This is a genomic window from Bradyrhizobium macuxiense (assembly GCF_007993935.1).
In the GTDB taxonomy this organism is placed as follows: Bacteria; Pseudomonadota; Alphaproteobacteria; order Rhizobiales; family Xanthobacteraceae; genus Bradyrhizobium; species Bradyrhizobium macuxiense_A.
In genome coordinates this window covers 65,129-79,174 of the sequence record NZ_VITY01000012.1, presented here as the reverse complement: position 1 = coordinate 79,174, position 14,046 = coordinate 65,129, and the positions used below count along the sequence as shown (strand labels likewise).

Annotated in this window: 16 protein-coding genes; 12 read left to right on the top strand and 4 right to left on the bottom strand. The window is 65.3% G+C overall.

Translation table 11 applies throughout. The features are described from left to right. Nucleotides 1–5 precede the first annotated feature (5 nt). From ilvN to ilvC, 5 genes are all read left to right on the top strand, one after another. On the top strand, nucleotides 6–548 hold the full coding sequence (gene ilvN / locus FBZ93_RS28440) for an acetolactate synthase small subunit (protein ID WP_016841057.1): 543 nt from the start codon (nucleotides 6–8) through the stop codon (nucleotides 546–548). A 3-nt stretch (nucleotides 549–551) separates the two neighbouring features. Beyond that, nucleotides 552–1,247 carry a class I SAM-dependent methyltransferase gene (locus FBZ93_RS28435; RefSeq protein ID WP_050421094.1) on the top strand — a complete coding sequence of 232 codons (696 nt, stop codon included), beginning with the start codon at nucleotides 552–554 and terminating at the stop codon, nucleotides 1,245–1,247. An 85-nt stretch (nucleotides 1,248–1,332) separates the two neighbouring features. Continuing rightward, nucleotides 1,333–2,208 carry an EamA family transporter gene (locus tag FBZ93_RS28430; RefSeq protein ID WP_146990533.1) on the top strand — a complete coding sequence of 292 codons (876 nt, stop codon included), beginning with the start codon at nucleotides 1,333–1,335 and terminating at the stop codon, nucleotides 2,206–2,208. 7 nt (nucleotides 2,209–2,215) lie between these two features. Then, complete coding sequence (locus tag FBZ93_RS28425; protein ID WP_146990532.1) at nucleotides 2,216–2,824, top strand: LysE family translocator; 609 nt, start codon at nucleotides 2,216–2,218, stop codon at nucleotides 2,822–2,824. A 150-nt stretch (nucleotides 2,825–2,974) separates the two neighbouring features. Beyond that, entirely contained in the window at nucleotides 2,975–3,994 is a 1,020-nt protein-coding gene (gene ilvC / locus FBZ93_RS28420) for a ketol-acid reductoisomerase (RefSeq protein ID WP_146990530.1), read from the top strand. Nucleotides 3,995–4,160: 166 nt separating this feature from the next. Here ilvC and FBZ93_RS28415 read toward each other — a convergent pair whose 3' ends face one another. Both FBZ93_RS28415 and FBZ93_RS28410 read right to left on the bottom strand, forming a co-directional pair. Then, nucleotides 4,161–5,267 carry a DUF2336 domain-containing protein gene (locus FBZ93_RS28415; RefSeq protein WP_146990528.1) on the bottom strand — a complete coding sequence of 369 codons (1,107 nt, stop codon included), beginning with the start codon at nucleotides 5,265–5,267 and terminating at the stop codon, nucleotides 4,161–4,163. Between the two features lie 193 nt (nucleotides 5,268–5,460). After that, the gene (locus FBZ93_RS28410; protein ID WP_146990526.1) at nucleotides 5,461–6,480 is read right to left on the bottom strand and encodes an adenylate/guanylate cyclase domain-containing protein; all 1,020 of its coding nucleotides are present in this window, start codon (nucleotides 6,478–6,480) and stop codon (nucleotides 5,461–5,463) included. Nucleotides 6,481–6,615: 135 nt separating this feature from the next. On the opposite strand from FBZ93_RS28410, the gene FBZ93_RS28405 reads away from it, so the two are divergent. Next, nucleotides 6,616–7,017 carry a lysozyme inhibitor LprI family protein gene (locus FBZ93_RS28405; protein WP_246667687.1) on the top strand — a complete coding sequence of 134 codons (402 nt, stop codon included), beginning with the start codon at nucleotides 6,616–6,618 and terminating at the stop codon, nucleotides 7,015–7,017. Nucleotides 7,018–7,045: 28 nt separating this feature from the next. Further along, the gene (locus tag FBZ93_RS28400) at nucleotides 7,046–7,279 is read left to right on the top strand and encodes a hypothetical protein (protein ID WP_050401946.1); all 234 of its coding nucleotides are present in this window, start codon (nucleotides 7,046–7,048) and stop codon (nucleotides 7,277–7,279) included. A 12-nt stretch (nucleotides 7,280–7,291) separates the two neighbouring features. Here FBZ93_RS28400 and FBZ93_RS28395 read toward each other — a convergent pair whose 3' ends face one another. After that, complete coding sequence (locus FBZ93_RS28395; RefSeq protein ID WP_146990524.1) at nucleotides 7,292–7,909, bottom strand: hypothetical protein; 618 nt, start codon at nucleotides 7,907–7,909, stop codon at nucleotides 7,292–7,294. A gap of 169 nt (nucleotides 7,910–8,078) precedes the next feature. On the opposite strand from FBZ93_RS28395, the gene FBZ93_RS28390 reads away from it, so the two are divergent. Further along, on the top strand, nucleotides 8,079–8,780 hold the full coding sequence (locus FBZ93_RS28390; RefSeq protein ID WP_146990522.1) for a TetR/AcrR family transcriptional regulator: 702 nt from the start codon (nucleotides 8,079–8,081) through the stop codon (nucleotides 8,778–8,780). A 157-nt stretch (nucleotides 8,781–8,937) separates the two neighbouring features. Next, on the top strand, nucleotides 8,938–10,650 hold the full coding sequence (locus FBZ93_RS28385) for a sulfatase-like hydrolase/transferase (RefSeq protein WP_146990520.1): 1,713 nt from the start codon (nucleotides 8,938–8,940) through the stop codon (nucleotides 10,648–10,650). An 88-nt stretch (nucleotides 10,651–10,738) separates the two neighbouring features. Here the strand turns inward: FBZ93_RS28385 and FBZ93_RS40800 are convergent, their stop codons facing one another. After that, nucleotides 10,739–10,885, bottom strand: a complete 147-nt coding sequence (locus tag FBZ93_RS40800) for a hypothetical protein (protein WP_167529250.1) — start codon at nucleotides 10,883–10,885, stop codon at nucleotides 10,739–10,741. A 29-nt stretch (nucleotides 10,886–10,914) separates the two neighbouring features. Here FBZ93_RS40800 and FBZ93_RS28380 point away from each other — a divergent pair, with 29 nt between their 5' ends. The 3 genes from FBZ93_RS28380 to FBZ93_RS28370 are packed head-to-tail and all read left to right on the top strand — an operon-like array spanning nucleotide 10,915 to nucleotide 14,040. Continuing rightward, nucleotides 10,915–12,105, top strand: a complete 1,191-nt coding sequence (locus tag FBZ93_RS28380) for a COG1470 family protein (RefSeq protein WP_146990518.1) — start codon at nucleotides 10,915–10,917, stop codon at nucleotides 12,103–12,105. Next, nucleotides 12,102–13,088: an ABC transporter ATP-binding protein gene (locus tag FBZ93_RS28375; RefSeq protein ID WP_146990517.1), complete on the top strand. Its 987-nt coding sequence runs from the start codon at nucleotides 12,102–12,104 to the stop codon at nucleotides 13,086–13,088. Before FBZ93_RS28380 ends, FBZ93_RS28375 begins: the two co-directional genes overlap by 4 nt. Next, nucleotides 13,078–14,040 (top strand): ABC transporter permease, encoded by a 963-nt coding sequence (locus FBZ93_RS28370; protein ID WP_146990515.1) that lies wholly within the window; start codon nucleotides 13,078–13,080, stop codon nucleotides 14,038–14,040. The genes FBZ93_RS28375 and FBZ93_RS28370 overlap by 11 nt, the downstream gene beginning before the upstream one ends. Nucleotides 14,041–14,046: the final 6 nt, after the last annotated feature.

The window sequence follows — 14,046 nt, the reverse complement described above, 5'->3', positions numbered from 1 at the left end:
CGACCATGAACCAGCCCGCATCCGCCTACTTCCTCGAAGAGCGTCACGATCCGAACGAGACGCACACCCTGTCCGTGCTCGTGCAGAACGAGCCCGGCGTGCTCGCGCGCGTCATCGGCCTGTTCTCCGGCCGCGGTTACAACATCGAAAGTCTCACCGTCTCGGAGACCGAGAGCCAGAAACATCTCTCGCGGATCACGATCGTCACCACGGGCACGCCGATGGTGATCCAGCAGATCAAGCATCAGCTCGACCGCATGATCCCGGTCTATCGCGTCGTCGACATGACGCTGACCGGCAGCTCGATCGAGCGCGAGCTCGCGATGGTCAAGGTGCGGGGCGGTGGCGATCACCGCGTCGAGGCGCTGCGGCTGGCGGATGCATTCCGCGCCCGGGTGATCGACGCCACCACCGAGAGCTTCGTATTCGAGATCACGGGCAATTCGTCCAAGATCAGTCAGTTCATCGACCTGATGCGCCCCTTGGGCCTGGTCGAGGTGTCACGAACCGGGGTGGCCGCGATCACGCGTGGGCCGGAAGGGATGTGAGTCATGTTGGCGCGCGACTGGTACTACACGCAACGGCGGCAGGTCGGTCTCGATACCGCGGTTGCCTCGATCTATGACGTCAGCGAGGACAGCGATGTCCGTGCCCGCCAGGCGCTGACCATGCTCGGCGTCAAGCCGGGCTGGCGGATCGCCGATATCGGTTGCGGCAACGGCGTGCTGGCGACCGAGGCGGCGCTGATGGGCGCCGAGGTCGACGCGATCGACATCTCGCCGGCGATGATCGGGCTTGCCGAAATCTATGCGCGCGACCGCAAGGCCAAGATCCGGACCCAACCGGCCGGGCTCTTGTCCTTTGCCTATCAGCCGAATTCCTACGATCTCATCGTCAGCGAATTCACGCTGCACCATCTGCCGGACTTCTGGAAGGCGGTGGCGCTGTCGCGGATCTTCAACGCGCTGAAGCCCGGCGCGAATTTCTATCTGCGCGACATGGTGTTCGTCAGCATGCCCGACGGCGTCGATCGCGACGTCGAGGGCTGGGCCGATTTCTCGATCAAGAACCACGGTTTCGAGCGCGAAAGCGTGATGACCCATATGCGCGACGAATACTCGACCTTCGGCTGGGTGATGGAGCGCATGCTGACCGAGACCGGCTTCACGATGGTTGCTGCCGACTACCATGCGCCGCTGCACGGCACCTATCTGCTGCGCAAACCGAAGCCGGACGAACAGATCTAGAGCATGATCCAGAAATTTTCCGAACGGATCATGCTCAGATAAAGATCCACCGCCACAGCCAGAACGAAACCAAAGAAGAAAAACAATGAAGCCGGCCGATGTTGGCATCGCCGTCATGGTTGCGGTGATCTGGGGGCTTGCGTTCGTCGCAAGCAGGATCGCGCTCAATGAGTTCTCGCCCGAGCTCATGACGACGCTGCGCTTCGCCATCGCCGCGTTGCCCTGCCTGTTCCTGCGCAAGCCTGATGTCCCCTGGCCGCTATTGATCGCGATCAGCTCCACGCTGTTCCTCGGCCAGTTCCTCGCGCAGGCCTTCGCGATCGCGCACGGCGTCCCGGTCGGGCTTTCCAGCGTGGTGGTGCAGAGCCAGGCGTTGTTCACCATCGCGTTCGCCGCGATCGCCTTCGGCGAGATGCCGACGCGGCCACAGGTGATCGGCGTCGGGATCGCCGCGCTAGGCCTGTTGATGATCTGCGGCACGGTCGGCTATGACTTCAGCGTCGCCGCCTTCGCCATTCTGATGATCTGCCCGATCAGCTTTGCGATCGGCAATCTCCTGCTGCGGCAGGCGCACGCCGCGCCGATGTTCGACCTGTTCGCCTGGCTGTGCCTGTCGGCCGCGGTGCCGCTGGCGGTGCTGACCCTGATCAGCAACGGGCCGCAGCCGACCTGGCAGGCGCTGAGCCACATGTCGCTGACCGGGCTCGCCTGCGTGGTCTGCCTCGGCGGCGTCTCGACCAGCATCGCCTACTGGCTGTGGGGCCGGCTGCTCCGGGATTACCCGGCGGCGCAGGTGGTGCCGTTCGCGCTGCTGGTGCCGTTCGTCGGCTCCGCCGCCTCCAGCATCGTGTTCGGCGAGACATTCGGACCGCTGCGGCTCGCCGGAATGGTCACTGTGATCGGCGGGATCGCCGTGATGCTGCTGTCGAAGCGTCCAAAAGCGCTGCCGAAAGTCGCGTGAGGGCACCATGTCGAGCTCGCTGCTGTTCGCCTTTGTCGTGTTTGCCGTCGTGATGTTCTTCACCCCGGGCCCCAACAACATCATGCTGCTGTCGTCGGGGCTGACCTACGGCTTCCGCCGCACGGTGCCCCATATCGCCGGCATCACGGTCGGATTCGCCTTCATGGTGGGCGCGGTCGGCGTCGGCCTCGGGGCCGTCTTCATCGCCTATCCGGTGCTGCAGACGATTCTGAAATATGGCGGCGTCGCCTATCTGGTGTATCTCGCGGCGGTCATCGCCATGGCCGAGCCGCCCTCGGCGGACAAGGACGATGGGCCCGGCCGCGGCCCGATGACCTTCTGGGCCGCGGCCATGTTCCAATGGATCAATGCCAAGGGCTGGGTGATGGTGATCGGCACCATCACGGCCTATGCGGCGATTGCCGCCTTCCCCTGGAACATCGCGATCCAGGTCGGCCTCAGCCTGATCCTGGGGACGGTGTCCTGCATCGTCTGGGCGCTGTTCGGCACCGCGCTGCGGGCGGTCCTGACCTCGCCCCGGGCGATTCGTGCCTTCAACGTGGTGATGGCCATCCTGCTCTTGGCCTCGCTCTACCCGGTCTTCATGGACGCATGATGCCGCACCGCGCCATGCGAGATGAGGGTTTCCCCTGAGCGGGAAAATGCTCTAGACAACGCCGGAAATTCGCGGGCGCCCGGCGGTTCTGACCTTCCGAAAGCCTGATTCATCGGCCGATTTTGGCCCCCTTCAAACGAGGAAACCACGATGCGAGTTTACTACGATCGCGATGCCGACCTGAACCTGATCAAGGGCAAAAAGGTCGCCATCGTCGGCTACGGCAGCCAGGGCCACGCCCATGCACTCAACCTGAAGGATTCCGGCGTCAAGGACGTGGCGATCGCGCTGCGCAAGGGTTCGGCCTCGGCCAAGAAGGCGGAAGCTGCCGGCTTCAAGGTGCTTGAGGTCGCCGAGGCCGCCAAATGGGCCGACCTGGTCATGATGCTGACCCCGGACGAGCTGCAGGGCGACATCTATCGCGAGCACCTGCACGACAACATGAAGAAGGGCGCGGCGCTCGTGTTCGCCCACGGCCTCAACGTGCACTTCAACCTGCTCGATCCCCGCGCCGACCTCGACGTGCTGATGATCGCGCCGAAGGGCCCCGGCCACACCGTGCGTTCGGAATATCAGCGCGGCGGCGGCGTGCCCTGCCTGATCGCGATCGCCAAGGATTCGTCGGGCAACGCCCATGACCTCGGCCTCAGCTATGCCTCGGCGATCGGCGGTGGCCGCGCCGGCATCATCGAGACCACCTTCAAGGAAGAGTGCGAGACCGACCTGTTCGGCGAGCAGGTCGTGCTCTGCGGCGGCCTGGTCGAGCTGATCAAGGGCGGCTACGAGACGCTGGTCGAGGCCGGCTACGCGCCCGAGATGGCCTATTTCGAGTGCCTGCACGAAGTGAAGCTGATCGTCGACCTGATCTATGAAGGCGGCATCGCCAACATGAACTACTCGATCTCCAACACCGCCGAATACGGCGAGTACGTCACCGGTCCGCGCATCGTCACTGCCGAGACCAAGGCGGAGATGAAGCGCGTGCTCGCCGACATCCAGGGCGGCAAGTTCGCCCGCGACTGGATGCTGGAGAACAAGGTCAACCAGACCTCGTTCAAGGCGACCCGCGCCAAGCTCGCCCAGCACCCGATCGAGGAAGTCGGCGCCAAGCTGCGCGACATGATGCCCTGGATCAAGAAGGGCGCGCTGGTCGACAAGAGCAAGAACTAAACCGCGGCTTTGTAGGGTGGGTTAGCGAAGCGTAACCCACCATTGTCTCCGCGGTGACGAAGTTGGTGGGTTACGCCTTCGGCTAACCCACCCTACGCACCTACGAAAAAGGGTGGGCAATTGCGTTGCCCACCCTTTTTCTTTGCTGCGAAAACGCCGGCGGCGATTAACCCGCCGCCATCGGCTGCTTCTCGATCCGGTTGTGCAACTGCCAGAACCGCACGGTGCGCTGTGCGGTTTCCAGCGACAGCCGCCTGTAATCGCGCTGCGCGATTTCGAGCGTTGCGTGGTCGATGGCATGCGGCAGCGGCCGCTTGCGCAGGATGGCTTCGACCGTCGGCCAGTTCAGCTTTGCCGAGCGGCACGGGATCAGCAGCAGGTCGGAGCGCAGCCCGAGTACCAGGCGTTCGATCATCGCGATCGGCATGTCGTTGAGCACGGCGAGCGCGACCGTGACCTCGTCGAACTTGCCTTGCTCGGCGAACTTGTAGACCGCTACATCATCGAGCTCGTTGAGCTGCTTCATCAGCTTCACCAGCTCTTCGGCGATGCCGTAGTTGCGGCGTGGGGCCTCGGCCTCTTCCTGGGCGATGTCGTTCAGCACCTGGCTGATCTCCTCGCGCGCCCGGGGCGAGGCGATCGCGAGCAGGCGGGCGCGCACGGTATCCTTGGCGCGCTGCAGCAGGTCGCGCAGCAGCTTGGCCGGAATGTCGATGCGCAGGCCGAGGATCTCGACCAGTTCGTCGTCGCCTTCGGCGCGCGCGACGATCGTGGAATAGCCATTGTCGGAGAACTCAGCGCCGGCGTTCTTGGCGAGGCGCCGGATCACCCGGTCCTCGCCGCGGTCGATGATCACGTCGGTGACGAATGCGGGCAGGTTCTCCCGCGCCGAGATCGCGAACAGATGGTCCTGGCCCTTGCTGCTGGCAATCTCGCGCAGTGCGGCGTTTGAGAGGCGGCTGGAGTGGGTCAGCACCTCGCCGGCGACGCCGATATCGTCGTCCCAGGCAAGATGGTGAATCACGTCAAACGGCGCATAGTCGAGCGGGGCGAGCCGCTTGCTGAGCTCGGCCCGTGCACGCGTCTCGACGCGCGCGACGAGCAGGCAGAGCACATCGTCGAACACCTTGACCTGTTCATCGTTGAGGCGGTCGCCGTCGTTCAGGAACAGATCGGTGACCTGCCGCAGCGTCTGCACGCGCTTGGCTGACGTCCCGTCCCGGACCGCATCCTCGAGTTCGGCAATTATCGATTGTGACGCCTGTTGCGCCATCGATGGGCAACCTTGTTTTTGTTGAATGACACCTGTCCGGGCACCATGCAGGGCGCGGTCTTACACCTGCGTTAAGGTGGAACCCGGTGCAAATACGGTGTGCGTCGCATCCTTAACAGGCTGCGACCGGACTTGATTCAATTCGCGCTTTCCACGCGGCGGAGGCCTGGGCGAATGCGCCTTAACAGATTGTTTAGGACGATGCACGCCGCGCGACGGCGAAGGTTTCGATCGCTGCGGCGCGCCCGCGCAACTGCGTCGAGCCGAGCGGCTCGATGGCGAAATTCGGTTGCGACGGCAGCAGGCGAAGCAGCTCGCCCGATACCAGCAGCGGCCGGCCGGCTTCCTTGCAATGCGCCTGCAGCCTGGCCGTGACGTTCACGGTGTCGCCGAAATAGGCGATCTGCCGCCGCGAGTCCCCGCATTCGGCGATGACGACGGGACCGGCGTGCATCCCGGCTCGAAATGCGGGCACCACGCCGAACTCCTTGCGATAGTGATCGGCCCGCTTGGCAAGATGGTCCTCGATCGCGAACACGCAGTCGAGATAGCGCCGCGACGGCTCGCCGGCATTGGCCGGCCAGGTCACGATCACCTCGTCGCCGACATAGGCGTGGACTTCGCCGCCGTGCGACACGATCGCATCGTCGATGTCGAAGAAGAAGCGCGTCAGCAGCTCCTGCACGCGCAGCTCGCCCATCGCTTCCGCCAGCATCGTTGAACCGACCAGGTCGAGGAACAGCAGCACACGCTCCTCGCGCACCGGCTGGCGATAGCGTCCAAGCACGATGCTGAGCAATGTACGTCCACCGATCATCCGGATGAGCTCGTAGATCGTCGTGACCGGGATCGACAGCAGCAGGCCGACGCCGATGATCTTCAGAAAAGTGTCGCCGATCCACTTGGCCTCGAGTCCATGCCCGTAGAGCACGATCTCCAGCACAACCGCAGCCACCGCAACGATGACGGCGAGCATCACCGAGCGAACAATCAGCTCGAAAACGAGCGGCCGCTGCCGCAGCCAGCCGCCACGTGCCGCCAGGTACAGATGTGTTGCCCAGACGATGAGGGTGATCGCGGCGCCCTCGAAGGCACTGCGCACATAGTTCGCGACGGAAGCCTCGTTGGACTCGTCGAAGGCATAGCGAAACAGCCCGCCGACGAGCAGGCCGAACACGGCCAGAACTATCATAGGCGTCAAAGTGCGCCGCATGGTCCCTCCACGCATATGAAATATCCCGCGCGGATCGGGAAGGCCAGCCGCGGCGCGGCCTGGCGTGAACGGGATGCATTGCGGCCACACTCATGTATGGTCCGACTGCAGGATCAATCGGTGAAGGAAGGCGGCATGAAACTGGCTCTCGCGACAGGCCTATGCAGGCCTGGGGTCCTGGTTGCAACCGTCGTCATCGCGTTCACTGCGCCGGTTGCCCATGCCGGCGATCAGGGCGATCCCGCGCAGTCCTGCGACGGCAGCACCTACCAGATGGTCGAGTGCCTCAAGGCCAAGACCGCGCGGTGGGACAAGCGGATGAACGCCGCCTATCAGCAGGCGTTCAAGGATGCCGCCGGCGACAAGCAGCGCGAGCAGCTGCGCACCGCGCAGCGGCTATGGATCCAGTACCGTGACGCCAACTGCCTGTATTACGACCTCGGCGAGGGCACCATTGCCCGGCTCGATGCCGGCGAATGCATGCGCAGCATGACGGAAGCGCGCGCCAAGGAACTGGAGAATCTCGGCCATCAGTGAGCCATCTTCCGGAGTCAGGACCGCGGTCATGACCGACGGAAAGAGCCAGGACGAATTGACCCAGCTTGCGGAGGAGGCGCTGCGCGCCCAGCCCGGCTGCGAGACCGCGCGCGTGCCGGCAGTCGCCGCGCTCCCTGATGCGCAGATCGGGCGCAACTGGGAGATTCCGAACGTCGTCCTCGGCGACAGCCTGATCAGCGACGTCGATCGCGCAGTGCTGTCGGTTCACCGCCGGCTTGGCCGCAAGTTTCATTTGGTGTGAGCTGGCCTGATCTCAGCCCGCCTGCGCCTCGCGTGGTGCGGGCCGCGCCGCCATGCTGATCATCCTGAGCGCGAACACCGCGGCGAGCGGCACGAGAAACAGCGCGTAGAGCGGCATCTCCGGAATCCGCTTGCCGAACGAGACCATGAACTGCAGCAGCAGATAGTAGCCGCCGATCAGATGCAGCCTGCGCCCGGCGCGCGCTCCGAGCAGCGCAGCCGTGCGGTCGAACGACGTCGCGGCCAGCGCGATGATGACGAGATAGCCGATGCCGCCGAAGATGTAGGAGACGAGTGAGGTCGCGGCCGCGAAGCCGGCCGGATCGAGCATCGCGAACGCGCTGATCGCGACCGCATGGATGGCGTGCGACGCGGCGAAGGTGACGCCGAGATAACGGCGATTGCGGCGCTGCCAGTGCGTCCAGGCGCTCGGCCGGAGCCGCGCCAGCGCTGCGGCGGAGAAGGCGAGGCAGAACAACAGCAGCGAGGTCCGCGCCGTGAAACGGATCACCATCCGCACGCCCTCGACCTCGAACTGGCGCATCGCGGCGATCCATATCGAAAGCCCGATCAGGGTCAGCGTGAGCAGGCCGAACAGCCGCCAGCCCTCGAACCAGTTTCGCCGCGTCATGTCCTGCCTCCCGATGTTGATGTAATCACCAGTTACATTTCGCAATCGCGCCCAGTCAATCGTTGTAATCGGTGCTTACATTCACAAGCGGGTGATGCTAGAGCATGATCCGGAAAAGTGCGCAGCGGTTTTCCGAGAAGATGATGCTCAAACAAAGAGCCAAAGCGAGATGCGCCGCCCCGCCAAAAGCCCGCCTGCCGGACGCCGTTCCGCGAAGCCGCATCCCGCGCGGGCGCCGGCGGCCAAGCCCTACCACCATGGTGACCTCCGCCGCGTCCTGATCGATGCCGCCATGCAGTTGGTCGGCGAGGGCGGGCCGGAGGCGGTCAGCGTGCGCGAGGCCGCCCGCCGCGCCGGGGTTTCGCCGGGGGCGCCGTTCCGGCACTTCCCGAGCAGGGATGCTCTGATGAATGCGGTGGCCGAGGAGGCGCAGCGCCGCTTCCGCGCCGAGATCGAGGCGGCGTTGGCCGACGCGCCGGCAGGCGATCCGCTCGGCCGCTTCCGCTGCCTCGGGATCGCCTATCTGCGCTGGGCCATGAAGAACCCGACCCATTTCGAGATCATCTCCAGCCGCCGCTTCTTCGACCACGACCGCTCGGCCGGGGTTTCCAGCGATAATGCCGAGTTGATCGGCCTGACCGAACGGATACTGGCGGAGGCATTTTCGGCTGGCCAGCTCGGGGCGTGCAACCTGAAGCAGGTCCAGATCGCCGGCCGCGCACTGGTCTATGGTTTTGCGCGGATGCACATCGACGGCCATATGCCGCGCTGGGGCGTCGGCGAAGCGGAGGTCGAGCAGACGGCGGCCGATGTCGTCGACCTCTTCATCGCGGGCATCGCCGGCCGCGCCGCGCCTTCGGCCAAGGTCTGAGGCGTGCTGCGCCGGTGGGGCGGGCAAATTCATTGCGCGTTCATGACGATTCAATTACGATTTTATGACACGGCGCAGACACCGGCTGTGCCGTGTGCCTCCTGGCCATTGCCAGTCAAGGCCGTGGCATTGCGCCGGGTTGTATTGCGTCCCGCCCATGGCGCCCGCGCCTCAGCAAAACTCTTCCATTGCCGCACTGGCCGGCGGTCTTGCCGCGATCGGCGTCTGGCGGTTGATGGCGGTCGCCGGACCGCATCTCGGCGCGTTGATCCTGATGTTGCGGACCGAGACCGATTTCGGCTCGCGGCTCTGCTTCCTGCTGACCTGGGGAATTCTGAACTTCCTGTTCATCGCATTGCTGCGCCGGCCGGCGCTGTCGGGCGCGCTGTCGCTGACGCTGGTCGTGGTGCTGGTGCTGCTGTCGCGGTTCAAGCACGACGTGGTGCAGATGACCGCGAACTTCGTCGACCTGATGGTGATCGATCGCGACACCGCGGCGTTCCTGCTCACGATCTTTCCGAACCTGCGCTGGTCGATCATCGGTGCCGGCCTGGTCACGCTGCCCTTGATGTACGCGCTGTGGTGGCTCGATCCGTTCCGTATCCGCCGCCTGCCGGCCGCGGCCGCCTGCCTTGCCTGCACCGCCGCGCTCTCGGGCTATGCCTTCGCCTGGCCGGATGAAGCCTGGCGCGGCTACTACGACGACGGCTATCTCTCGAAGTTCGCGCGCTCCGGCGTCACGGCGGTGTCGGACTTCGTCACCTATGGCTTCATGGAGTCGGATCCCTCGGCGAGCGATCAGCTCAAGATGCCGCTGGTCGAAGCCTGCCATCCCGCCGGGCGGCGGCCGAACATCATCATGATCCACGATGAATCGAGCTTCGACATCCGTACCGCACCGGGCGTCAAGGTGCCGCCCGGCTATGGCCTCCAGTTCAAATCCTATGACGGCGTCGAGCGCAAATTCCTCGCCGAGAGCAATGGCGGGCCGAGCTGGTTCACCGAGTACAACGTGCTCGCGGGATTGTCGTCGCGTTCGTTCGGCCGGTTCGCCTATTTCGTCACCCGCATCGCATCGGGCCGGGTCGAGCGCGGCCTGCCGCTGGCGCTGCGCCGCTGCGGCTACGACACGCTGTCGCTGTATCCGGCGTTCGGCGCCTTCATGAGTGCGCGCAGCTTTCAGACCACGACCGGCATCCAGCATTTCTACGACGCGCATGATCTGCATGCGAAGGACGTCGAGCCCGACAGCTTCTTCTACGACAAGGCGCTGAAGCTGATGGCCGAGCAGAAGACGCTCAGTGCGCCGCTGTTCACCTTCGTCTATCTCGCCGCCAATCATTTCCCGTGGGAGACGAAATTCCGTCCCGAGCTGCTGCCGGCATGGAAGCGGCCCGGCAACACGCCGTCGATCGACGAATATCTGCGCCGGCAGACGATGAGCGCCAACGACTATGCCGGCTTTGTCGCGGCGCTGAAGAAGAAGTTCCCGGCGCAGCCGTTCCTGATCGTGCGCTACGGCGATCACCAGCCGGAGTTCTCGCCGCAGCTGCTCGACCCCGAGCTCGACGAGGCCGGCATCGGCAAGAAGCTGATGGACTACGATCCGCGTTACTACGCGACATATTACGCGATCGACGCCGTCAACTTCGAGCCGGTGAAGAGCCCGACGGTGATGGACACGATCGACGCCGCCTATCTGCCGCTGGTGATTCAGGAAGCCGCGGGCATTCCGCTCGATCCCTCGTTCGAGGAGCAGAAGGCGATCATGCTTCGCTGCAACGGCGCGTTCTATTCCTGCAGGGAAGGCGCGGAGGCGCGCCGCTTCAACCGCCTGTTGATCGACGCGGGGATCATCAAGGGACTTTGAACATGTTTCGCGCCGCAACGTTCGGGCCGCGGCACGCACAGTCGCAACGACTGATCCGCACATCAAGGCGATCGCGTCACGAACTAGACTAACGTCGGTAGACGAAGGTTGCCTGCGCGAAACCGCGTGCATTACTCATTTGTAATTGCCTCGCCGAGATTTCGTCACGATTGGCTCGATGATCGGTCGCGCCGTTGCCACGATGTTCATCGGCGCGCAGCGTCAAATCAACCAATCCCGCCCTTCTTGCAGGAGTGTTTGCCCATGCGAGCGCTCGATGTTGCGCGCCTTGTCGTCGCCTTCGGACTTGCTGTTCCCCTTGCTGGTTCTCTTGCCATTCCATCAGCCTCTGCCGCAGAGCCGCCTCACGACATCAAGGGGCTCTACATGATGACGGACTATCCGGCCGTCACCATCCGGCCCGGCACCACCTCCAACATCTCGCTGCGTCTGCAGAACTACGATCTCGGTCCGCAGCGCTACAAGCTTTCGGTCGAGGGCGTGCCGAGCGGCTGGACCGCGACGCTGCTCGGCGGCGGCCAGCCGGTTGCGGCCGCGATGCCCGCACCCGACTCCAGCGTGCCGTTGCAGCTTCGGCTCGACGTGCCCGCCAACGCTTCGCTCGCCGAGCAGACCTTGACGGTGAAGGCCGAAGGGCAGGGCAGTGAGGCAACGCTGCCGATCGTGATCGCGCTCGCCAAGGAGCTGCCGGCCAAGCTGACGGTGTCGTCGAAGCTTCCCGAATTGCGCGGCAGCCCGAAATCGAATTTCGAGTACACGCTGACCATCAAGAACGACAGCGGCCGCAACCTGGTCGCAAGCTTCGCCGCGGCGGCGCCGCAGAACTTCGAGACCTCGTTCACCGAGGCCTATGGCACCCAGGAACTGTCTTCGATCCCGATCGATGCCGGGCAGTCCAAGGACATCAAGCTCAAGGTGCGGCCGCCGAGCGCGATCGATGCCGGGCATTTCCCGGTCAAGGTCACGGTCAACGCCGAGGACGCGACTGCGCAGACCGAGGTGGCGCTCGACGTCGCCGGTCAGCCGCAGCTTCAGCTCTCCGGCCGTGACGGGCTGCTCAGCGCGCGCGCGGTCGCCGCCGAGCAGAGCACGATCCCGGTCGTCGTCACCAACAGCGGCACCGCGCCCGCCGAGAATATCGAGCTCGCCGCGACGGCGCCGAGCGGCTGGAAGGTCACGTTTCAGCCGGCCAAGATCGAACGGCTGGTGCCCGGCAAGGACACCGAGGTGCAGGCGCTGGTGACGCCGAGCGACAAGTCGCTCGCCGGTGACTACCAGGTCGGGATGCGCGCCACCTCGCGCGGCGAAACGGCGTCGAGCCAGTTCCGCGTCACCGTGAGCACATCCACCGTCTGGGGCATGGCCGGGGCCGGCGTGATCGGCGTCGCGCTGCTGTTGATGCTGGGCGCCGTTGCGAGGTTCGGACGGCGATGAGCGAGCAGCAGCACACCAGCACTGCGTCACGGCCGGAGGCCGTGATCGCAGCGCGCGATCTCACCAAGCGCTACGGCAAGACCAGTGTCGTCGACGCCATCAACTTCGACATCGCCAAGGGCGAGGTGTTCGGGCTGCTCGGCCCGAACGGCGCCGGCAAGACCACGACCATCCTGATGATGCTCGGGCTCACCGAGATATCGGCCGGCAGGGTCGGCGTGCTCGGCTTCGACCCGGCGCGGCAGCCGTTGCAGGTCAAGCGGCGGGTCGGCTATCTGCCCGACGCCGTCGGCTTCTACGACCATCTGACCGCGGTGGAGAACCTGGCCTACGCCGCCAAGCTGATGGGGCTCGGAATGGCCGAGCGGTCGCGGCGGATCGCGGCGGCGCTGACTCGCGTTCGTCTCGTCGACGTCGCCGACAAGCGTGTTGCGACCTTCTCGCGCGGCATGCGGCAGCGCCTCGGGCTTGCCGAGATTATCGTCAAGCGCGCCGAGATCGCGATCCTCGACGAGCCGACCTCGGGCCTCGACCCGCAGGCGACGATCGAATTCCTCGACCTGATCAGGGAGTTGAAGGCCGAGGGCGTCACCGTGCTGCTGTCCTCGCACATGCTCGACCAGGTCCAGCGTGTCTGCGACCGTGTCGCGCTGTTCCGCGCCGGGAAGATCGCGATGATGGGTTCGGTGGCCGAGCTCTCGGTCCAGGTGCTGGGCGCGGGCTTCGTCGTCGAGGTCGAGGCCGACGGCGCCGGGATCGCGCGGCGGCTTGCCGCGATCCCGGGCGTCGGCAATGTCGAGACGCTCGCCGATGACCGTTTCCGTATGACCGCCGACCGCGACGTCCGGGCCGACGCCGCGCGCGCGGTGGTCGCGGCCAACGGCGCGCTGCGGCGGCTCTCGGTCGACGAGCCGAGCCTAGAGGCGATCTACGCCCATTATTTCCAGGCCACCCCGTCAGGAGGCGTGCGCGATGCGGCGTGAAGGTTCAGCATTCCAGGGCGTCGGGGCCGTCTTCGTCAAGGAGCTGTCCGACAACATCTCGAGCGTCCGCATGCTGATGCTCGAGCTTCTGATCGTGGTCACGGCGATGGCGGCGCTCTACGAGGCGATCGCCGCGCTGCGCCAGAACACCGCGGAGGATCCGTTCCTGCTGCTACGGCTGTTCACGGTGAGCCAGGCGCCGCTGCCGTCCTTTGTCGCCATCCTCGGCTTCCTGATCCCGCTGATGGCGATCGGGCTCGGCTTCGACCTGATCAACAGCGAGCACAACCGCCGCACGCTGTCGCGGATCCTGGCGCAGCCGATCTATCGCGATGCGCTGCTGCTCGGCAAATATCTCGCCGGGCTCGCGACCATCGCGATCAGCCTGACCGCGCTGTGGCTGTTGGTGATCGGGCTCGGCCTGATCTTCCTCGGCGTGCCGCCGGGCGGCGAGGAGATCGCCCGCTCGCTCGCTTTCCTGGTGATCGCGATCTTCTATGCCGGGGTCTGGCTGTCGCTCGCGATGCTGCTCTCGATCGTGTTCCGCTCGCCGGCGACCGCGGCATTGGTAGCGCTCGGCATCTGGCTGTTCCTGACCGTGCTGTGGCCGATGCTGGCACCGGCGATCGCGCAAGCCATCGTGCCGCCGGATCCGCGCTTTGCCGCGCTCGGTCTCGATACGCCGGGCACCGCGATCTGGACCCAGCTGCTGCAGCGCTTCTCGCCAAATGATCTGTTCGGCGAGGCGATGCTGGCGGTGCTGTCGCCGACCACGCGCACGCTCGGCCCGGTGTTCCTCGACCAGATCCGCGGTGCGGTGATGGGTGCCCCGCTGCCGTTCGGCCAGAGCGTGATGATCGCCTGGCCGCAGACGGTCGGCCTGATCGCCTGCACCATCGTGCTGTTCGTCGCGGGTTACGTGCTGTTCCAGCGCCAGGAGGTGAGGGCGTAGGGCCGT